The organism is Adlercreutzia mucosicola DSM 19490 (assembly GCF_000422625.1).
GTDB lineage: Bacteria > Actinomycetota > Coriobacteriia > Coriobacteriales > Eggerthellaceae > Adlercreutzia > Adlercreutzia mucosicola.
Map to the genome: position 1 here is coordinate 131,906 of NZ_AUGK01000003.1, position 19,192 is coordinate 151,097.

Consider the following 19,192-nt stretch of genomic DNA (forward strand, 5'->3'; position numbering starts at 1 on the left):
GGTCGGGCGCTCGTCGCGCCCTGCCCCGGCCGCGCCCTCTCGACCGGCGCCCTGTCCCGGCTGCGCCCTCGTGGTCCCGTAGGGGCGGCCTTCAGCCCGCCCACTCGCCCTCCCGTCCGTCCGCCAAGTCGCACTCCCTTCCCGTAGGGGTGGCCTGCGGGCCACCCGCCGAGCTTGCGGCAGCCGGCTCGTCACAACCCCTTCCGAAAGGATCGTCATGTTGCGCATTACCGTTATTGCCGTGGGCAAGCTGAAGGAGAAGTTCTGGACGGCGGCCTGCGACGAGTACCTGAAGCGGCTGCGGCCCTATGCCAAGGTGGCCGTGGCCGAGATCGCGGATGTGGATCCGGCCCGGGCTGGGGGCGTGGAAGCGGCCCGCGACCGCGAGGGCGAGGGCATTCTGGCAGCGGTGCCGGAAGGGGCGCGGATCATTCTCATGGCCATCGAGGGGAAGCAGCGCTCCAGCGTGGATTTTTCCCGGCACCTGGACGAGCTGGCCCTGCGCGGGGACAGCGACCTGGCCTTCGTCATCGGCGGCTCGGACGGCGTGAGCGAGGCTGTGCGCGCCCGGGCCGACGAGACCTTCTCCTTCGGTCCCATCACGCTGCCCCACAACCTGGCCCGGGTGGTGCTGCTCGAGCAGATCTACCGCGCCTTTAAGATCTCCCGCGGCGAGCCGTATCACAAGTAGGGGCGCTTGTGTGGACAAAAAACGACGGTTATCGTAGTTTAGAAGGCACGGTGGGGCGCGATCATTGAACGAGACCAGGGAAAACGCTCGCCGGTCACTTGCCCAGACTACGAGAACCGTCGTTTTTTGTCCATAGGAGATGGCGGTAGCTCTTCCGGGAAGCCTCCCTCGTCCGTTGCGCCGCCGTTCCGCAGCCCTATTTCGCCACGACCTCCACGGTCACCGCGGCAGGAGCGGGCAGCTCGGCAGTGCAGTGGGGGCAGCGGGTGGCGCCCACGTTGATCTCCTCCAGGCAGAAGGGGCAGGTGGGAGCGTGCTCGATGACCTCCTCGCCTTTGGCGTTCTTGAGGAAGGGCAGCTTCGCCGTGCCGTCTTTCATCTTGTTGAAGGCCTTCACGATCATGAACACCACCCAGGCCACAATGAGGAAGTTGATGATGGCGCTGATGAAGGCCCCGAAGTCGATGCCGTTGGCGGTACCTGCCACGGGGATGGTGAGGCCGGCCACGTCGGTGCCATTGCCCCCGGTGATGAGCTTGATGAGCGGGTTGATGATGTCCTCGGTCAGCGACGTGACGATAGCGGTGAACGCCGCGCCGATGATGATGCCGACGGCCATGTCGATCACGTTGCCGCGGTTGATGAATTCCTTGAACTCGGCGAGGAGGCCTTTCATGGGCAGTCCCTTCTCGTGTGATGCCTTCTGTCTTGGTATTATCCCGCTCTTTCGCCGCGCGTCTATAGCGTCGTGATAACATGGCCCCAACCGTTTACAAGGAGTTACGACAACCGTGGATACAGCGAAGATTGAAGCAGGCGTGCGCCTGATTTTGGAAGGTATCGGAGAAGACCCCAACCGCGAGGGGCTGCTGGAAACGCCCGCGCGCGTGGCCCGTATGTACGAGGAAGTGCTCGGGGGCCTGGAGGAAGACCCGTCGCGCCATTTCGACGTGACCTTTGATGAGGGCCACAGCGAGATTGTGCTGGTGGGCGACATCCCCTTCTACAGCATGTGCGAGCACCACTTGGCGCCGTTCTTCGGGCGGGCGCACGTGGCCTACATCCCCGGCGAGGACGGCCGCATCTGCGGCATCTCGAAGCTGGCCCGGCTCGTGGACGGCTTCGCGAAGCGTCCCCAGGTGCAGGAGCGCCTGACCGGCCAGATCGCCGACACCCTGGTGGAGGCGCTCAATCCGGCCGGGGTCATCGTGGTCATCGAGGCGGAGCATTTGTGCATGTCCATGCGCGGTGTGAAGAAGCCCGGCGCGAAGACGACGACCCGGGCCGTGCGCGGCTGCTTTACAACCGACGCCGACGCCCGCGCCGAAGCGCTGTCGCTGATTTTCCGCTAATAGAGAGGAAGTCCCCTATGAAGTGCGTTATCTCCGTTCTGGGCAAGGACCGTTCCGGTGTCGTTGCCGCCATCGCTGGCGTGCTGGCCGAGTGCGGCGCCAACATCGACGACATCTCCCAGACCATTCTGGGTGAGGGCCGCATGTTCTCCATGACCATGATGGTGTCGCTGGACGTGGCCACCGCCGACTTCAACACCGTGCAGGAGCGCCTGGCCGCCACCGGCGAGAGCCTCGGCATGCAAGTGCTCATCCAGCGCGAGGACGTCTTCCAGGCCATGTACCAGATTTAAGCGGCGCAAAAGGAGATCCCGTAAGGGAGGGCTTCGCTTTGTGTTGCGGGCGGTGCTGCTCCGATGCAGACGGGGGGGTGGGCGTAGGCCAATCCGCTCGAATCCGCCGGCAAAGCTGGTGACAAAAACCGGATGGGAAATGCGCGTAATTCGACTTATGCAGCAAATTTGCGTCCGCGGGCTGCATGGTGCGGGGCCGATCAGAGGTTCGTGGTGCGTTTGATCTGGGGAATTCCAATACGGATGAGGGAAATGCGGTGTTTGGCTGAGATGGGTTTGCTATATATCTCGAAAAACGTGCATTTTTATCCCCCAATCTGTCACCGGCGAAGTTGTGCGCGAGATGTCTTCGGATAAGCCCGGATTGTGCCGGCTGTAACATGATGTGCGAGTGAAGCGGTTGAGCGGTTGGAGCGCGAGGTTGCTATGACGAAAATCTACACCTGCAATGTGCCCATCGAAGCGGATCTGGTGGATGCCTTTTGCGTGCTGCAGAAAGGCTTTACCGACCAGTTCGTGTACTACGACAAGCAGCGCGCTTGCCGCTATATGGGGCTTGGCCGCTGCATCGCGCTACCGAGTTTGCGCGAGGTGGAATGCGAGTACGGCAGCGAGGGTGCCGGGACGCACGGGACAGCCGACGCTGCCGCCCAGCAGCCGCCGGTGTTCTTCTCTTTCAACCGCTTCGACAGCACGAATCCGGCGCCCGCCGACGAGCTGATGGCTTCTTTCCCCCGACTGCGCTTCATGCTGCCGGAAATCGTGCTCATCGAGAACGAGCGTGGACGCTTTCTCCAGGTGAATTCCTTGGGGCCGGTGTACCCGGGACGCGTGGCGCGCTTCGAGCGGCTCTGCGCTCAGGCGCCGGCGCGCGAGGCGGTGGCCATCCCGTTCACGCTGGAGCCGGATTCCCGGGCGCAGTGGGACGCCCAGATGGTCGCGGCTCTGGGGGCCATTGCCGCCGGCCGTGTGTCGAAAGTGGTGCTGTCGCGGCGCAAGCGTCTGACAGCGGCCCATCCCTTCTCATCGAAGGACCTGCTCGTGAATCTCATCGATGGCGACGGGCGCGGTACGGTGCTGCTGTACCGCTACGCCGATGTGTTCTTCTGCGGCTGCACGCCCGAGCTGCTCGTGCGCAAGCAGGGCGATCGGGTGGAGTCCATGTGTCTGGCGGGCACCTGCCCGGTGGGCGCCACGCCCGAGGCGTCAGATGCGCTGGCCGCCGCGCTCATGGCCGACGGGAAGAACCGCGCCGAGCACGATTACGTGGTGCAGCTGATCCGCGGCGTGCTCGACCGCGTGTGCTACGACGTGGCCGTGCCCGCGGCGCCCGAGATCATGCGGCTGGCCCACGTGCAGCATCTGTTCACGCCGGCTCGGGCTCGAGTGCTCGCGGGCATCACCCTAGCTGATCTTATGGAAGACTTGCACCCCACCCCCGCCGTGGCCGGCACCCCGGTGGGCGAGGCGCGCATGCTGCTGCGGGCCATCGAGCCCTACAGCCGCGGATTTTACGCCGGGGCCTGCGGCTTTGTGGATGCCGCCGGCGATGGTGAGTTCTCCGTGGCCCTGCGCACCGGCGTGTTCGACGGCGAGGGCGGCTGGGTCTACGGTGGCTGCGGCATTGTGGCCGAGAGCGACCCCGACGCCGAGTACGAGGAAATTGACCTGAAGCTGAAGACCATTCTGTCGGCCTTCGGAAAGGACGCATGATGACCCCGACCACCTCCCCGGCTCTGGCCGCTGCGACCACTCATCAGCAGGATACCGCCCTGTTCGTGGCGGCCTTCTTCGATGAGCTGACCCGCTGGGGCGTGCGCGACGTGGTGGTCAGCCCCGGATCGCGCTCGACGGCCCTGGCCATGGCGGCCCACGAACTATCCTGTCGCCGCCCCCACGACCTGCGTCTTTTCGTGGATATCGATGAGCGCGGCGCCTCCTTCCTGGCGCTGGGCATGGCGAAGGCGAGCGGGCGGCCCGTGGCTTTGGTGTGCACGTCGGGTACGGCCCTGGCGAACTACTATCCAGCTGTCATCGAGGCCTCTACCTCCCGGGTGCCTCTCATTGTGCTGTCGGCCGATCGGCCGCCGCAGCTGCAAGGGCTCGGCGCCCCCCAGACCACCGACCAGCTGAAGGCCTACGGCGATCACGTGCGTGCCTTCCGCGCCATGCCCTTGCCGGCTGGCCGCGACCGCGATATCGCCTTTGCGCGCCAGGCGGCCCGCGAGGCGGTGCTGGCGGCCCTCGGTCCCTCGGCCACCGTGGCCGACGACCTGGCTGCGGGCGGTCTGCGATCCGGCCTTGACAACTTCGGCGAGCTGGCGAACTACGACCCGAACCTCCAGGTTGCCGCGCGGGCCTCAGGTCACTACGCCGGTCCCGTGCACCTGAACTTTCCCCTGGCCGCGCCCTTGAAGCCCGATTTCCCCGGCGCCGATATGCAGGCAGTGCTGCGCGGCGCACGCGACTGCTTCTCGCTGGGGGCCCGGGCGGTCATGCCCGCGCGCCGCAAGGGCGATGACGCGGTGTCGCTGACCGTGGGACCGCTGTTCGGTTCCACCGGCCAGCTGTCGGCTGCCAGTGTGGCCGCCATCGAAGAGGCCCTGCGCAAGCGTCCCGCCCTCGTGCTCGTGGGCGAGGGGGCTTGCGAGACTTTGGCCGAGGCCGAGGAGATCGTGGCCTGGGCGCGCCGCTGGTCGTTTCCGCTTTTGGCCGACCCGCTCTCGGGTTTGCGCTCGCTCGACGAGCCGCTCGTCATCGACAACTACGACAACCTCTGCCGCCGCGCCAGCTGCCCGGCCCCCGAGGTGGTCATCCGCTTCGGCCGCTATCCCGTGTCGAAGGCCGCCACGGCCTTCCTTGAGAAGGCGCGTCCGCTGTCCATCGTGGTGGATGTGGCCGAAACACGCGACTTCAACCTGGCTACCGACGTGTTCGTGGGCACCACGCCCCTCGGTTTCGTGCGCAGCTCTTGGCACGGCGAGGGCCGCAAGGTGCAGCGGAACTTCGCCGAGGCCTGGGTGGCCGCCAACGACGAGGCGCGCCTGCGGGTGCTCGCGGTGGAGAAGGCCGGCGAGGTGGAGGGCGCCTATGTGCGCGCTCTGCTGGAGCTGATTCCCGAGGGGTCGTGCCTGTTCTCGGCCAACTCCATGCCCATTCGCGCTCTGGACACGTTCTATCTGAAGGATGGAAAGCCCATCGCGGTAATGGCGAATCGGGGCCAGAACGGCATCGACGGCGTGGTGTCCACGGCTTTGGGCGTGGCCCAGCACTTCGCTCAGACGACGTTTCTCACCGGTGATTTCACGTTGCTGCACGACCTGAATGCCTTGGCGCTCCAGCGCGAGATTAAGCAGATGCACAAGAGCGCTGCGGAAGGGGAGGCCGCGGTGCCCGCGGCAAACATCGCGGAGGCCGAGAGCGCCGCGGCATGCCCCTCGGCCGTGCCGTCGGCCCGCGCCGCAGGTGCCTTCGCACCGCGTCGCGGGGCCCATGCGGCGCCCGACCCCGATGCCACGGTGGCCTTCGACCCTATCGCCGATGTCACGCTGGCCGGTGACGGGACCATGGATGTCGGAGCCGTCGCTGCTCCTGTTGCCGTTGACGAGGGATCCCTGCTCGACGATGGCGAGCCCGAGGCGACCGTGCCGTCCATCGTCGTTGTGCTTCTGAACAACAACGGCGGAGCCATCTTCGACATGTTGCCCCAAGCTTCCGACGATCCCTACTTCGAGCGTCTGTTCCTGGCGCCCCAGGACGTGGATTTCCAGGCAGCTGCCGATGCCTTTATGGTGCCCTCGGCCCGGGTGACCTCGGTGCGGGACTTTCGTGAGGCCTATGCGGGTTTCTTGGGACACCCGGGCATCAGCCTCATCGAAGTCGCCCTGCCCCTGCGCGGTGTGCGCGACCGCTACGCTCCCTACCAGGCCTAGGCGGCCGCAATACGGGAGGAGGAGAGCGCTGTGCCAGAAGAGCGGCGGAAGATGCCGATAGCCGGGCTGAGCTGGCGGAAGACGCCGATCGCAGGGCGGCCGGAGAAGACTCCGGTAATTCTGCTGCACGGGTTCGCCCAAACCCCCGCATCGTGGAATGGGATCGCGTCGGTCCTCCAGGAGCAGGTTCGGCGCACCTATGCCCCGAACCTGTTTGAGCCAGAGAGTGGCCTTGCCCTTCGTGCGTGCGACTGCGGGGAAGAGTTGACGGCGACTGGCGACGCGGCTTGCGACCGATCCGGCAGCCCAACGGGTGATCTGGTCGCCGACCCGGCTTGTGACGTCGCCGCCAGTCCGACCAGCGATCCGGCCGACCATCCGATCGCCGACCCCCTCGCTTCGCTGGGGGCGGTGTGCGACCGCGTGGCCGCCATTGTGCACCTGGTGGCACGGGCGGAAGGAGTCCCGGTGCTCGTCGGCTACTCCATGGGCGGCCGTATTGCCGCCGAGACCCTCGTGCGTCACCCCGACCTTCCCCTGGTCGGTCTTGTGCTGGAAAGTGCCGGTTTGGGGCCGACCGACGAGGCTGCCCGCGCCGTGCTGGCGCGTCGCAACGGGGAATGGGCCGCACGGCTGCGCGATGAGGGGGTCGCGGCCTTCATGGACTGGTGGGAGACACTGCCCCTGTTCGCCACCCAGCGCGACCTGCCCCCGGTTGCCCGCGCCGCCATCCGCGCCGAGCGCGAGGCCCACGACGCTGAGTCCCTTGCCCGCTCCCTGGAAGCCTGGGGCGCTCACCATCAGGCTGCTGAGGCCGAAACCCTGGCCGCCCTGGTCGCCGTTCGCCAGGCCGGCCTTCCCGTGCGCTACCTGGCCGGCGCTTGCGATGCCAAGTACGCCGCGATGGCCGATCGCGTGCGCGCTGTCGGTCTTCCCGTTGTCCTCATCCCGCTGGCTGGCCACAACACACATCTCGAGCAACCTGAGGCCTTTCTTCGTGGACTTGGCCCATTTCTGGCTTAGAAAGAACGGTTTGGGGGACAAAACGCCCGAAAATCCAGCAAAACAAGGGGCAAAAACCGTCGCTTCGCTCCAAAACCCCAGGTCCCACTACTTCGAACTGAAGCCTTCGTCCCCCAAACCGTCGATTCCAAGCCAAAAACGCGCTGGCGGACATTTCGATAAATTATGACCTGCAAACTTTCTTTATTGTGCTAAAGTAGCGGCCATGAATTTCGTGCAGGGACATAAAAGCGGCATGGACGACGCGGCGCTGGCCGTGGCGAGCCAGCATATCGCCCAGCAGTCGTGCGGCGCGGTGGCCTGCGCTCTCATGAGCGCGCATAAGGCCGCCCAGTGTTGCACCGAGTCGGTCGAGCGTGCCCTGACTAGTGCGCACAAGGCCGCCCAGTGTATCGCCGAGGCCGCCCGCGCTGTGGCCAGCCAGCACTTGGCCCAGCAGTCCCCGCGCGAGATCTCCCCACAATTTGAGTTTCGATACCTTTAGCACACGGGTTTTCGCCCGTGGCTATTTTTTTGTAGCCACAGGCGAAAAGTCGTGTGCGGAATTGGTGCGGGCCGCAGGGCGCGCGAAACTCGCGCCGTCGGGGGAAAGCGACGGTGGGCAGGAAAAGCACGACGAGAAAGAAGAAAAAGATGATCGCGAAAATTCTTCTAGTAGTGGCCTTTGTCGCCGTTGCGGTGGCCGTGGGCATCTACTGCCGACGTCATACCGGTACGGTTGACGGCTTTATCTTGGGCGGCCGCAACGTGGGCCCGTGGATGAGCGCTTTCGCCTACGGCACCAGCTATTTTTCGGCCGTGGTGTTCGTGGGCTATGCTGGACAATTCGGCTTCAAGTACGGCCTGTCGGCCACCTGGGCTGGCATCGGCAACGCCATTTTGGGATCGCTGCTCGCCTGGTGGATCTTAGGCCCGCGCACCCGCGAGATCACTCATCGCCTGAAAGCCGCCACCATGCCGGAGTTCTTCGGGAAGCGCTACGATTCCCGGGCGCTGCGCATTGCGGCGGCGGCCATCATCTTCGTGTTCCTCATTCCCTATACGGCCAGCGTGTACAATGGTTTGTCGCGCCTGTTCGGCATGGCCTTCGCCCTGCCCTATGACGCCTGCGTGATCGGGATGGCCGTGGTCACCTGCCTCTATGTGGTGCTCGGTGGTTACATGGCTACGGTGATGAACGACTTCATCCAAGGCATCGTGATGCTGCTCGGCATTATCGCGGTTATCGTGGCGGTCATTCTGAACAACGGCGGCTTTTCCGAGGCCATTATCAGTCTGTCGCAAATCCCCGCCGAGGGTACGGCTATGCAAGGGCCTTTCATCAGCTTCTTCGGGCCCGATCTGTTCAACCTGCTCGGTGTGGTTATCCTTACCTCGCTCGGTACCTGGGGCCTGCCGCAGATGGTACAGAAGTTCTACGCCATCAAGACGGGTCCCGCCATTAAGCAGGGCGCCATCATCTCCACGGTGTTCGCGTTTGTCGTGGCGGGCGGCTCCTACTTCCTCGGCGGCTTCGGGCGCCTCTACGAGGGCCAGATCGAGTACGCGGCCAACGGCACGCCGGTTTACGACTCCATCATTCCTACCATGCTGTCAACCCTGCCTGATGTGCTTATCGGCCTGGTGATCGTGCTGGTGCTGTCAGCGTCCATGTCCACGCTGTCGTCGCTCGTGCTCACGTCGTCGTCCACGCTCACCATCGACCTCATCAAGGGCAATCTCATCAAGAATATGTCCGAGAAGCAGCAGCTGACCTGGATGCGCGGCCTGTTGGTGGTGTTCATCGCCATTTCGGCGGTTATCGCGCTGTTCCAGTACCATTCCAGTATCGTGTTCATCGCCCAGCTGATGGGCTACTCCTGGGGCGCGCTGGCCGGCTCGTTCCTCGGCCCCTTCCTGTGGGGCCTGTACTCGGGCCGCATCTCGAAGGCGGCCGTGTGGTGCTCGTTCGCTGTGGGCGTGGGCCTGACCGCGGTGAACATGGGCCTGGGGCTGTTCGGTGGCACGCCGCTTATCGCGAGTCCCATCAACTGCGGCGCGCTGTGCATGCTGATCTCCCTGGCCATCGTGCCGGTGGTGAGTTTGTTCACGCCAGCGGTGCCGTTCCAGATCAAGCCGCCCACGCCCGATGGCGCCATCGATCGCGAGTACGACCGCGAACTGGCGCAGGAGGAGCTCGCCAGCGCCCAGGTGGGTGCTGCAACTGACGTGTAGGGACGCGCCGCCGCCACGGCACCGTTTACCGCAAGCGTGCAGGAGGTGCGCTGCCTCGGGGCCGCCTTTCGCGGGAACCAAAGCGCCTTTTAGCGACACCTCTTCCCGGATTATTGACACAAAAGCCCGCTTTGGTTCCCTCACCGCCTTTTTGGGCGCTTATAGGGGAAAGTTGACCTGGTGTTTTGCTGAGTTTCGGAAGCAAAGTGCTCTTTTGGGGCATACTCGGGGGAACCAAACCGGGGTTTTGTGACAGTTTTCTTCTGTGCCGTGTCGCGAATGCCCACTTTGGTCCCTTTGCGGGGTTGCTCGGGATCGCTCGGGGTCGCGGGAGGGGCTCTCGAGAGCCGGTTCGGCCCATTCTGCGCAATTGCCTGGGCGATAGCGCCGCCAAACTTTACCAACTCGGATATACTTATGCCCATCTGTAGTCCGAGCGTTCGGCCACTTCGCAGGGGAGGGCGCGAACGGAAGGAGAGTTATGGAAGGATTCGATCTTATAGCCACGGGCCTGTGGTCTATCGTGCCGCCGATTCTGGCGCTGGTACTGGCCCTGATCACGAAGGAGGTGTACTCGTCGCTGACCGTCGGCGTGTTCGTGGGCATGATCATTTACCAGTTCACGCTGAATGGCGCCGGTGCCGAGCAATTGGTGGCCTCCTTCACCATGGTGCCCCAGATGATGGCCGAGCAAATTGCCGGCAACGGGGCGCTCTTGCTGTTCCTTGCGCTTTTGGGGGCGCTCACCGTGGTCATCGCCACGGCCGGCGGTTCCCGGGCCTACGCGGAATGGGTGACTACCCACGTGAAGAACGCCCGGGCCGCCTCCATCCTCACGGCGCTTCTGGGCATCATCATCTTCGTGGACGACTACTTCAACTGCCTCACCGTGGGCGCCGTCATGCGCCCGGTGACCGACAAGTTCAAGGTCAGCCACGAGAAGCTCGCCTGGATCATCGACTCCACGGCGGCCCCGGTCTGCATCATCGCGCCGGTGTCCTCGTGGGCCGTGGCCGTGGGCGGCTACATGGGCGAGGACGGCTTCAACACCTTCGTGGCCTCCATTCCCTACAACTTCTACGCGCTGCTCACCATCTTCTTCGTGTTCTTCATGCTGTTCATCCAGAAGGACTTCGGTCCCATGGCGGCGGCTCAGGATGTGGCCAATGATCGCATTCCGTCGGCCGGCTCGGCCCTTGAGGCCGTGTCGCTGGCCCGCATTGCCGACAAGGCCCAGGTCGATCTGGAAGGCGCGCCGAACATCCCCACGGTGGTGACCGAGGAAGGCGACGTGGACGATGCGGCTGCCGGCGCCATCGAGGAGTACAAGGGCCTCAACATCTCCGACCGCGGCACCATTTGGGATCTCATCGTGCCCATTCTCGTGCTCATCGTGTTCTCTATCCTGGGCATGATGTACATGGGCGGTTTCTTCAGCGGCGTCGACTTCGCCACGGCCGTGGGCGAGAACCCGGTCATGGGCCTGTGCATCGGCGCCTGCGTGGCGCTCGTGTGCGCCGCCATTATGTTCCTGCCCCGCAAGCTCATGAACCTCGGCGGTTTCGTGGAGGCCATGTCCGAGGGCGTGCGCTCCATGATCGGCGCCATCATGATCCTCGTGCTGGCCTGGTCCCTCGGCGGCTGCTGCCGCTACCTGCTGGGCACCGGCGAGTTCGTGTCCGGCTTCCTGAACGGCCTGGGTGTGGGCCTCGACCTGCTGCCGGCTATCATCTTCCTGGTGGCGGCGTTCATCGGGTTCGCCATGGGCACCAGCTGGGGCACTATCGCGCTCATCCTGCCCATCATCATCGGCGTGTTCGATGCAAGCGACCCGCTGTTCCTCGTGGCGGTGGGCTCGGCTCTGGCCGGTGCGGTGTACGGCGATCACATCTCGCCCATCTCGGATACCACCATCCTGTCCTCAGCCGGTGCCAAGTGCAACCACCTGCGCCACGTGGCCACGCAGATTCCCTACGCCACCTTGGTCATGGTTGTGTGCTTCGTGGGCTACATCATCGCCGGTATCACCAAGACGCCGTGGATCTCCCTGGGTCTGGGCCTTGTGCTCATCGTGGTGGCTGTGCTCGTGCTCACCAAGATGGAGGCGAAGCGGGCTGCTGCCGAGAAGTAGGCTGCCTGGCGGGTTTCCCGTTTCCGCGAACGCGAAAAGGCTCCCCGTGGGGAGCCTTTTTCGTGGAGTGACGCGGGCTGAGCTGCGGGGGCTGCGGGGGCCGTGGCCGTTGGCGGCCCTGCGGGTGGCCTGCGCTCCCGACACTGACTCAAATCATGAAAAAGCCCCTGTTCAGGGGCTTTTTTCTGTGGGTGATTACGGAAGCGGCGCGGTCTAGGCCGCGGCTGCGGCCTCGGCGAGCAGGCGTTGGCTCTCGGCGATGAGGCGTCCGGCCAAAAACTCCTTGCCCATCTTCTCGTCGCGTGAACAGTTGAGCAGCATGTCCAGCGTGATGCTGTCGAAGTAGGCGTCGTAGCCGTCGAGAACCAAGTCGTAGGCGCGCTTGATGCCCTGGACCATGGGAGCGCCGGCGCGATCCTTGCGCCGTGCACGTGTGGTGTCCTTGGCATCGTCGTCAAGGGCGTTCACCACCTGCAAAAGCGTGATGTCGGCGGGACTTTTTGCCAGTCGATACCCACCGTGCTTACCGGGTCGTGCCTCGATGATGCCGGCATTGCGCAAAAGCTGCGCCAGCTGGATCAGATAGTCGCGAGGAATCGACATGTCCTGGGCGATATCTTTCGACGAGCAGGTTTGCTCCTGCGCGGCCAGGTACAGAACGGCGCGCAGTCCATAATCTGTTGATGCTTTCAGTTGCACTGCAGCCTCCTATCTTGCCGACACCTCCGGGCTGCAGCGTGCGCCGCATCGACAGCCGCATCCGACGTGCCGTCGGTGCGCGTCACCCGAAGATGTGCCGGAGGCGGTCTGTTTTGCCATCCGACACTTGCAGTGTAGCCATGGGGAAACCGCTTATACAAGGGTTGTACCAAACGATGAGCGGGCCGATTCGCATACGTTGCCGTTTCGTGAGAAACGACCGGGCTGGGGCTTCTCCGCAGGCGGCGCCGCCTCGGTTGCGGCCGGGGGGCTCAAGCCCGCCCGCAACGTGGGCAACGGGGGCGACGCGGTGGGGCGTGACGGGGCTAGCGCTCGCGCGAGCGCTGCGCGCGGCGTGCGCGGCGGTAGATGGCAAACGTCCAGAAGGCGGCCACGGCGATGGTGAGGGCGGCCCAGAGCCAATCAACGGGACACAGATTGAAAGCTGCCAGCACAAGAGAGCCAAGCGTTACCAGGCCGAACACAAGGTCGCCCATTTGGCTCAATCTTCAGGTAAGCAGTTTTCTATATACTTGCTTGATGCCCCATTCGGAAAGTGAAGAAGAAGGTATAATTCTCGTAGATAAAAGGCCCGCTAAAAGCGCCATTCCGAGGAAGGTTTTGTTATGGAGCGGCGGCAGCAGATTATATATATGCAGGTTCGCCTTGTGCGTAAGGCGGCGGAAGCGTGGGGGGTTCCTATCGATGAGGCGGTTAAGCGTCTTGCAGCATTTCAGGTACCCCAATATATCGAGGACAACTACGATCTGCTTCACATGGAGGGCGACGAGGCTATTTTTGCGGACATTACCCAGCTGATGGAGCGGAGAGGGGCGATGGCCGATGCAGCAACTTGTTGATGGACTCCGCCTTTATCATGGCAGCTATACCCTTGTGGAGTGCCCCGATATTGCCAAGTGCGCAAAGTTTAAGGACTTTGGCCAAGGCTTCTACCTCACAAGCTCGCTGGAACAGGCACGCAGTTTCGCCTCCCTTTCCCTGAGAAAAGCCAAGGCGAACGGACTGGTGGAATCTGGCTATAAGCGGGGATGGGTGTCCAGTTATTTGTATCATGACCAGGGAGAGCCCCTGAGTATTTTGGCATTTGACGAAGCTGATGAACCTTGGCTTCACTGTGTTGTCGCCCATAGAAAAGAGGGCGCATTCCCAGAGGTTCTTGCGGAATGCATTGCCTTTGATGTAATTGCTGGAAAAATTGCCAACGATGCCACGAACGCGACCATTACAACCTATATGGCTGGGGCCTTCGGCCCGCTCGGATCCTCTCAAGCAGATGAGATATGCATCAGCCTGCTTTTGCCGGAACGCCTGACGGACCAGTTCTGCTTCCGAAGCGAGAAAGCTCTGGCCCATCTTGCCTACGAGGGGGGCGAGCGCGTATGACCCCGGCTGCTTCCGCCATTTCCAATGCCATAGATTTGACGGCCACGATGGCCATCGATCAAATCTCCCGAGAGAGCGGCGAGCCGCCCACGGTTGTTCTCGTGGATTTTCTTTCGTCGAAAACGGGCGTTCAGCTTTTCGATGACTCGCTTAAGCTCTGGTGGGACGGACCGAGCGCTGCAGCTCGCGCCTACGAGGGATAAGCTTCCTGTCGGGGATCAATGTCGCCAAGTCCGCGCTACGCCAGCCCCAACACCTGCATGACGAGCAGAACCGCAGTCAGGGCCGCCACCACGCCCACGGTGGCCCACAGCAGCACCTTCGACACGCGGCGCGAACGGTACGCGCCCATGATGCGCTTGTCCGCCGAGATGATGGCCATGAACGCCAGCAGAATGGGCAAAATGACGCCGTTGACGAACTGGGCCGTCAGCATCATGGCCAAGAGGTTCATATCGGGCAGCAGCACCACGATGGCCGAGAACGCGATCACGAAGGTGAAGATGGACTTGAACGTGGGGGCCTCGCGCCACTTGAACGACACGCCGGCCTCCCAGCCGAAGGCCTCGCAGATGACAAAGGCCGTGGTCAGCGGCAGCACGCAGGCCGCCAGAAACGATGCGGCGATGAGGCCCACCGCGAACAGGGCCTCGGCGTAGGGGCCGGCGAAGGGGGCCAGGGCCGCAGCGGCGTCGGCAGCCGAGTCGATGGAGATGCCCGCGGGGAAGAGCACCGCGCCGGTGGTCACGATGATGAACCAGGCCACGATGCAAGCGGCGATAGTGCCCGAGACGGCATCCACCCGCTGGGAGAACAGGTCTTTGGTGGTCAGGCCCTTCTCCACCACGTTGCTTTGGGTGAAGAACATCATCCAGGGGGCGATAGTGGTGCCGATCATGGCGATGACGAGCGAGATGAAGCCGACATCGCCGACGAAGGTGGGCACCACGGTGTCGTGAGCCGCCGCGCCCCAGTCGGGCTGGGCCAGAAACGCCGCTACGATATAGGTGATGAACACGAGCGACAGAGCCAGAAACACATTCTGCACCCGCTTGTAGGAGCCGCCCACCACAAGCAGCCACACGGCGAGCGCCGCCACGGGCACCGAGATGTACTTCGACACGCCGAACATCTCCATGCCGCTCGCGATGCCGGCGAACTCCGAGAAGGTGGTGGCCACGTTGCCCACGAGCAGGGCCAGCATGGCGAAGGCCGCAAGCCGGATGCCGAAGCGCTCGCGGATGAGGGCCGCGAATCCCTTGCCGGTGACCGCTCCCATGCGCCCGGCCGTGGTCTCCACCACGATGAGCAGCACGCACATGATGGGGATGACCCACAGCGTGCCGAAACCGAAGTTGGCGCCGGCCGTGGAGTAGGTGGAGATACCGCCGGCGTCGTTGCCGGCCATGGCCGTGATGATGCCGGGACCCATGGCGGCCAAGATGAGCAGCAGGCGGCTGGGCGCGCGCTTGGGGCCGGTGCCCGGTTGTTCGCTGGCGGGAATGCCGGTCTCGGCCAGCTCGGAGGCGGCCTGGGCCATCTCGCGCTCGTTGGCGGTCAGCGAGGTTTTCTTCGCGTTCATGAATGGCACCTCGCTCGCTTAGTAGTGCAGGCCGCCGAGGTGCAGCGAGCCGGCCAGCTGCAGCAGAATGAGCGAGTAGAGGAACAGGCCCATCAAGCCCGCCACGGTGATGCCGGCGATGGACAGGGCGCTCATCTTCGTCTTGTCGCTGGCCACGTCGTCCTCGATGGCGTCCCAGGCGTCGTCGGTGGTGACGATGCCGAGCAGGGTGCCGTGCTCGTCCACCACGGGCATAGCGGGGATGTCGTACTTGAAGATGTCGGCGGCCACGTCCTCTTCCTCTTCCGAGGGCAGGCAGCTGATGATCTCGTCGAACATGATGTCGCCCATGAGGCGGTCGGCGTTGAAGAGAACGAGGGTGCGCAGGGAATTCACGCCGAGCAGCTTGCCGTACTCGTCGGTGACGTACACATAGTGCACCGTGGGGTGGTCCTCGGGCAGGGCGCGCAGCACCTCGATGGTGTCGCCCACGGTATAGGTGCGGGGCACGGCTACGAACTGGGTGGTCATCATGCCGCCAGCGGTGCCGTCCTTGTAGCCGAGCAGGCGACGAATCTCCGCGGCGTCCTCCACGCCCATGAGGCGCAGCAGCGTCTCGGCCTTCTCGTAGGGCAGGTCGCGCACGATATCGGCGGCATCATCCGGGTCCATGTTGCCGATGAGCTCGGCGGCCCGCGCGTCGGGCAAGTCGTCGATGAACTCGGCCTGGTACTCGTCTTCCATCTCGGAGATGGCCTCGGTGGCCCTCGCGTCGTCCAAATGCTCGAACACGCTGGCGCGCTGCTGGGGATCCAGCTGTTCTAAGATGTCGGCCACGTCGGCGGGGTGCAGCTCGTCCAAGCGGCGGTGGGTCACCGACAGCTGCACTTCCGACAGGTCGCGATCGAGCAGGTCCATGTAGTTCCAGGCGATCAGCTGCTCGTCCACCTTCTTGTGGAACAGCTTCGCTACGTTCACCACGGCCTTCTCCACCAGGGGGTGCAGCCCGCGCAGGATGCCGCGCACGCCCACCTCGGCGCCGAGCAGGCGCAGCTGGGTGCCCGATTGGGACAGCTTCAGGTCGTTCACGCGCACGACCTTCATGCCCTGGGTGTCCACGATCTGGCGGTCCATAAGGTCGCGGGCCAGCAGCACCTCGTCGGGCTGCAGGTAGCTGAAGCGGATGTCGTGGGCGTCTACGGAAAGCACGATGCCGTCGTCGTCGAAGGTGTCGACGTACTTGCGCCACGAGATCATAAAGGGCACGCGCCCGGGGCCCTGGAAGGCCAGGCTTGTGATGCGCGGAAAGACCTCGCCCGTGGAAATGGCCAGGTCGGAAATGGTGCCGAGGCGCTCGCCGGTCGCGTCGACGACAGGCTCCCCGATCATTTGGGACAGATAGAGCATAGATGTTCCTCCGTTGGTGAGCGCTGGGGCAGCCATGCGGGCGGGGGCTTTCGATCGCGTCGCCTGCCACGGGCGTCCAGCGCACAGTAGTCGCTTCTTCCGACTACTGCCACGGGGGAGAAGCCGGAAGGTTACATACTGTGAGGTTTCGATTTTCGAACCTTCACGGTGTTCCTTTCTGGTCGGCCTACAAAAAAACCGCTCGAAAGCGGTTCAAGATGCAAAGTGGTGCGCCGTGAGGGATTCGAACCCCCGACGTACTGATTCGTAGTCAGTCCCTCTATCCAGCTGAGGTAACGGCGCATTTCAAACAGCTCGATTATTAAACCATCAACTACCAATCCTGTCAACGACATTTTCGAAATTTTTTGAAAGAGTGCCGGCCGCCCCTCCGCAAGGGCGGTGCTGACTGCAGGGGGGGGGCACCTCTGCGCTACGTTAGCAACGGCGTTCGGCCATAGATGCTCAAAAATTGCGTTTTCGCGAGTCTTTCCCGTTGCCTGCGATTCCAAAGCTCGCGAAAACGAAAAATCGCGCACGCTGGACTCGCGGAAACGCAATTTAGTGCGTTTTTGGGCAGGGGCACGGTACAATAGCCCGATACGTGCCCAGGCCCGCGTTTGAGAGGATGCGTCCATGGCTATGGAAATTGACGAGGCGGTCATTCGCGTGGACAACCATGCGGATATCGACGGCGCCGAGCCCATCGAGATCAGCGAAGAAGAGGCGCGTCGCGTGCGCCTGTACGAGAACTTCTACCAGGTGAACTCCATCGATCCGGAGTGCTACCGCACCTACGACGTGAAGCGCGGCCTGCGCAACGCCGACGGCACCGGCGTGCTGGCGGGCATGACCAACGTGTCCAACGTGCACGGATATGTGGTGTCCGACGGTGAGAAGATGCCGGCCGAGGGAAGCCTGCGCCTGCGCGGTTACGACATCTACGATCTGCTGGGCGATCTGGATCCCGCGCGCCGCTTCGCCTACGAAGAGGTGGCTTACCTGCTGCTCATGGGCGAGCTGCCCACGAGCGAGAACCTGGCCCGCTTCGTGGAGGTCATCGATTCCCAGCGCGAGCTGCCCGACGGCTTCACCGCTCACATTCTTATGCGCGACACGGCGCCCGACCTGATGAACATGATGGCCCGGTCCATCTTGCACCTGTACGCAGCCGACGAATGCGCCGAGGACCGCTCGCCCGGCCACGAGATTCACACGGCCCTGTCGCTGATCAGCCGCTTGCCGCGCATCATGGTGCTGGCCTACTATGCCAAGCAGGCCACCTTTAACCATGGTTCCATGATCATGCACCGCTTCACGCCGGGCCAGTCCACGGCGGAGACCATCCTGTCCATGCTGCGCCCCGACCGCGCGTTCACGGCCGAAGAGGCCCGCATGCTCGACATCATGCTGTGCCTGCACGCCGAGCACGGCGGCGGCAACAATTCCAGCTTCACCACGCGCGTGCTGTCCTCGTCGGACACCGACCCCTATTCCGCCTACGCCGCGGCCTTCGGCTCGCTGAAGGGCCATCGCCACGGGGGCGCCAACCATCAGGTGCGCGCCATGCAGGCCGAGATTAAGGCGAACGTGCAGAACTGGGAAGACGACGACGAGGTGGCCGCCTACCTGGCGAAGATCGTGAACAAGCAGGCCTACGACGGCACCGGCCTGGTGTACGGCATGGGGCACGCGGTGTACACCCTGTCCGACCCGCGCGCCATCATCGGCAAGCGCTTCGCCGAGTCGTTGGCCGCCGGCACCGAATACGAGGCCGAGCTGAACCTGCTGAAGGCCATCGAGCGGCTCACGCCCGAGGTGTTCGCCCGCGAGAAGGGCTCCACGAAGGAGCTGTGCGCCAACGTGGACATGTACTCGGGCTTCATCTACTCCATGATGGGCATCCCCGAGGACCTGTTCACGCCGCTGTTCGCCTGTGCCCGCATGGCCGGCTGGGCGGCGCACCGCTTCGAGGAGATTGGCGCCGGCAAGCGCATCATCCGCCCCGCCTACAAGAACACCGTCCGCGGCATGAAGCCCTACCTGCCCATCGAGCAGCGCTAGACGGCTGTGGTGACCGAGGTGTCGAAGATGGCGAAGGGCCCGGTCGCGACGGGGGCGGCCGGGGCGCCGCTGCCTGAGACGGCACAGCCCGAGGGCTTCGTGAACGAGATTCCGCTGTCGGCGCGGCTACCGCAGCGGTTGGTGCTGACGGTGAACCGCTATCAGGCGCAGATCGTGAAAGCGGTGAAGCCCTACGGGATCGGCGCGTCGGAATACCCGGTGCTGATCACGCTGCGCCATCGCGAGCTGGACGGCGTGAACCTGGAAGGATCGAGCCAGCGCGACATCGCGAAGCGCCAGCATCGCGACCCGGCGCTGATCAACCGCGTCGCGAAGAGCCTGGAGGCCAAGGGGCTCATCACCCAGGAGGTGGACAACAGCAACTAAACGGTGATATGTCATTCGATCCCATACGGCCGTC

The 19,192-nt window shown here is 63.9% G+C and carries 19 protein-coding genes and 1 tRNA gene; 14 read left to right on the forward strand and 6 right to left on the reverse strand.

The annotated features are described in order from the left end of the window. Nucleotides 1-220 precede the first annotated feature (220 nt). Entirely contained in the window at nt 221-691 is a 471-nt protein-coding gene (rlmH, locus tag G503_RS0100580) for a 23S rRNA (pseudouridine(1915)-N(3))-methyltransferase RlmH (protein WP_028026050.1), read from the forward strand. 196 nt (nt 692-887) lie between these two features. On the opposite strand, the gene mscL is transcribed toward rlmH, so the two are convergent. Then, nucleotides 888-1,367 carry a large conductance mechanosensitive channel protein MscL gene (gene mscL / locus G503_RS0100585; protein WP_028026051.1) on the reverse strand — a complete coding sequence of 160 codons (480 nt, stop codon included), beginning with the start codon at nt 1,365-1,367 and terminating at the stop codon, nt 888-890. 115 nt (nt 1,368-1,482) lie between these two features. Here mscL and folE point away from each other — a divergent pair, with 115 nt between their 5' ends. From folE to G503_RS0100625, 8 genes are all read left to right on the forward strand, one after another. Next, entirely contained in the window at nt 1,483-2,043 is a 561-nt protein-coding gene (gene folE, locus G503_RS0100590) for a GTP cyclohydrolase I FolE (protein WP_028026052.1), read from the forward strand. 17 nt (nt 2,044-2,060) lie between these two features. Continuing rightward, complete coding sequence (locus tag G503_RS0100595; RefSeq protein WP_028026053.1) at nt 2,061-2,336, forward strand: ACT domain-containing protein; 276 nt, start codon at nt 2,061-2,063, stop codon at nt 2,334-2,336. Nucleotides 2,337-2,762: 426 nt separating this feature from the next. Continuing rightward, nucleotides 2,763-4,049 carry an isochorismate synthase gene (locus tag G503_RS0100600; protein ID WP_028026054.1) on the forward strand — a complete coding sequence of 429 codons (1,287 nt, stop codon included), beginning with the start codon at nt 2,763-2,765 and terminating at the stop codon, nt 4,047-4,049. Continuing rightward, nucleotides 4,046-6,268 carry a 2-succinyl-5-enolpyruvyl-6-hydroxy-3-cyclohexene-1-carboxylate synthase gene (gene menD / locus G503_RS12925; protein WP_235715454.1) on the forward strand — a complete coding sequence of 741 codons (2,223 nt, stop codon included), beginning with the start codon at nt 4,046-4,048 and terminating at the stop codon, nt 6,266-6,268. Before G503_RS0100600 ends, menD begins: the two co-directional genes overlap by 4 nt. Nucleotides 6,269-6,319: 51 nt before the next feature. After that, nucleotides 6,320-7,291, forward strand: a complete 972-nt coding sequence (locus G503_RS15370; protein ID WP_235715464.1) for an alpha/beta fold hydrolase — start codon at nt 6,320-6,322, stop codon at nt 7,289-7,291. 205 nt (nt 7,292-7,496) lie between these two features. Then, nucleotides 7,497-7,775 carry a hypothetical protein gene (locus G503_RS0100615; protein WP_028026055.1) on the forward strand — a complete coding sequence of 93 codons (279 nt, stop codon included), beginning with the start codon at nt 7,497-7,499 and terminating at the stop codon, nt 7,773-7,775. Nucleotides 7,776-7,924: 149 nt separating this feature from the next. Beyond that, on the forward strand, nt 7,925-9,505 hold the full coding sequence (locus tag G503_RS12935; RefSeq protein ID WP_051190788.1) for a sodium:solute symporter family protein: 1,581 nt from the start codon (nt 7,925-7,927) through the stop codon (nt 9,503-9,505). A 481-nt stretch (nt 9,506-9,986) separates the two neighbouring features. Then, nucleotides 9,987-11,636 (forward strand): Na+/H+ antiporter NhaC family protein, encoded by a 1,650-nt coding sequence (locus G503_RS0100625; RefSeq protein WP_028026056.1) that lies wholly within the window; start codon nt 9,987-9,989, stop codon nt 11,634-11,636. Between the two features lie 213 nt (nt 11,637-11,849). On the opposite strand, the gene G503_RS0100630 is transcribed toward G503_RS0100625, so the two are convergent. Further along, nucleotides 11,850-12,335 carry an Rrf2 family transcriptional regulator gene (locus tag G503_RS0100630; protein WP_028026057.1) on the reverse strand — a complete coding sequence of 162 codons (486 nt, stop codon included), beginning with the start codon at nt 12,333-12,335 and terminating at the stop codon, nt 11,850-11,852. A 326-nt stretch (nt 12,336-12,661) separates the two neighbouring features. Continuing rightward, nucleotides 12,662-12,832: a hypothetical protein gene (locus tag G503_RS16155; RefSeq protein WP_156891841.1), complete on the reverse strand. Its 171-nt coding sequence runs from the start codon at nt 12,830-12,832 to the stop codon at nt 12,662-12,664. A 129-nt stretch (nt 12,833-12,961) separates the two neighbouring features. Here G503_RS16155 and G503_RS0100640 point away from each other — a divergent pair, with 129 nt between their 5' ends. From G503_RS0100640 to G503_RS0100650, 3 genes are read left to right on the forward strand one after another with little or no spacing between them, the layout of a single operon-like run. After that, complete coding sequence (locus tag G503_RS0100640) at nt 12,962-13,195, forward strand: DUF3791 domain-containing protein (RefSeq protein WP_028026058.1); 234 nt, start codon at nt 12,962-12,964, stop codon at nt 13,193-13,195. Further along, nucleotides 13,179-13,739, forward strand: a complete 561-nt coding sequence (locus G503_RS0100645) for a DUF3990 domain-containing protein (protein WP_028026059.1) — start codon at nt 13,179-13,181, stop codon at nt 13,737-13,739. The genes G503_RS0100640 and G503_RS0100645 overlap by 17 nt, the downstream gene beginning before the upstream one ends. After that, a complete protein-coding gene (locus G503_RS0100650) occupies nt 13,736-13,942 on the forward strand; it encodes a hypothetical protein (RefSeq protein WP_035021226.1) in 207 nt (68 codons plus the stop codon). Before G503_RS0100645 ends, G503_RS0100650 begins: the two co-directional genes overlap by 4 nt. 35 nt (nt 13,943-13,977) lie before the next feature. On the opposite strand, the gene G503_RS0100655 is transcribed toward G503_RS0100650, so the two are convergent. The 3 genes from G503_RS0100655 to G503_RS0100665 all read right to left on the reverse strand — a co-directional run bounded on the left by G503_RS0100655 (nt 13,978) and on the right by G503_RS0100665 (nt 17,010). Beyond that, on the reverse strand, nt 13,978-15,321 hold the full coding sequence (locus G503_RS0100655; RefSeq protein WP_051190789.1) for an NRAMP family divalent metal transporter: 1,344 nt from the start codon (nt 15,319-15,321) through the stop codon (nt 13,978-13,980). Between the two features lie 18 nt (nt 15,322-15,339). After that, nucleotides 15,340-16,707: a magnesium transporter gene (locus G503_RS0100660; protein WP_028026062.1), complete on the reverse strand. Its 1,368-nt coding sequence runs from the start codon at nt 16,705-16,707 to the stop codon at nt 15,340-15,342. A 226-nt stretch (nt 16,708-16,933) separates the two neighbouring features. Then, nucleotides 16,934-17,010 (reverse strand) — tRNA-Arg (locus G503_RS0100665). Nucleotides 17,011-17,343: 333 nt separating this feature from the next. Between G503_RS0100665 and G503_RS0100670 the strand changes: the two genes are divergently transcribed. Both G503_RS0100670 and G503_RS0100675 read left to right on the forward strand, forming a co-directional pair. Further along, nucleotides 17,344-18,771 (forward strand): citrate synthase, encoded by a 1,428-nt coding sequence (locus G503_RS0100670; protein ID WP_235715455.1) that lies wholly within the window; start codon nt 17,344-17,346, stop codon nt 18,769-18,771. A 27-nt stretch (nt 18,772-18,798) separates the two neighbouring features. Then, nucleotides 18,799-19,158: a MarR family winged helix-turn-helix transcriptional regulator gene (locus G503_RS0100675; protein ID WP_156891842.1), complete on the forward strand. Its 360-nt coding sequence runs from the start codon at nt 18,799-18,801 to the stop codon at nt 19,156-19,158. The last annotated feature ends 34 nt before the right edge of the window (nt 19,159-19,192 follow it).

Coding starts and splice junctions, on each gene's coding strand:
- mscL (WP_028026051.1), bottom strand. CDS start 1,367: ATGAAAGGCCTCCTCGCCGAGTTCAAGGAATTCATCAACCGCGGCAAC.
- G503_RS0100595 (WP_028026053.1), top strand. CDS start 2,061: ATGAAGTGCGTTATCTCCGTTCTGGGCAAGGACCGTTCCGGTGTCGTT.
- G503_RS0100600 (WP_028026054.1), top strand. CDS start 2,763: ATGACGAAAATCTACACCTGCAATGTGCCCATCGAAGCGGATCTGGTG.
- menD (WP_235715454.1), top strand. CDS start 4,046: ATGATGACCCCGACCACCTCCCCGGCTCTGGCCGCTGCGACCACTCAT.
- G503_RS15370 (WP_235715464.1), top strand. CDS start 6,320: ATGCCGATAGCCGGGCTGAGCTGGCGGAAGACGCCGATCGCAGGGCGG.
- G503_RS0100615 (WP_028026055.1), top strand. CDS start 7,497: ATGAATTTCGTGCAGGGACATAAAAGCGGCATGGACGACGCGGCGCTG.
- G503_RS12935 (WP_051190788.1), top strand. CDS start 7,925: ATGATCGCGAAAATTCTTCTAGTAGTGGCCTTTGTCGCCGTTGCGGTG.
- G503_RS0100625 (WP_028026056.1), top strand. CDS start 9,987: ATGGAAGGATTCGATCTTATAGCCACGGGCCTGTGGTCTATCGTGCCG.
- G503_RS16155 (WP_156891841.1), bottom strand. CDS start 12,832: ATGGGCGACCTTGTGTTCGGCCTGGTAACGCTTGGCTCTCTTGTGCTG.
- G503_RS0100640 (WP_028026058.1), top strand. CDS start 12,962: ATGGAGCGGCGGCAGCAGATTATATATATGCAGGTTCGCCTTGTGCGT.
- G503_RS0100645 (WP_028026059.1), top strand. CDS start 13,179: ATGCAGCAACTTGTTGATGGACTCCGCCTTTATCATGGCAGCTATACC.
- G503_RS0100650 (WP_035021226.1), top strand. CDS start 13,736: ATGACCCCGGCTGCTTCCGCCATTTCCAATGCCATAGATTTGACGGCC.
- G503_RS0100655 (WP_051190789.1), bottom strand. CDS start 15,321: ATGAACGCGAAGAAAACCTCGCTGACCGCCAACGAGCGCGAGATGGCC.
- G503_RS0100660 (WP_028026062.1), bottom strand. CDS start 16,707: ATGCTCTATCTGTCCCAAATGATCGGGGAGCCTGTCGTCGACGCGACC.
- G503_RS0100670 (WP_235715455.1), top strand. CDS start 17,344: ATGGCTATGGAAATTGACGAGGCGGTCATTCGCGTGGACAACCATGCG.
- G503_RS0100675 (WP_156891842.1), top strand. CDS start 18,799: ATGGCGAAGGGCCCGGTCGCGACGGGGGCGGCCGGGGCGCCGCTGCCT.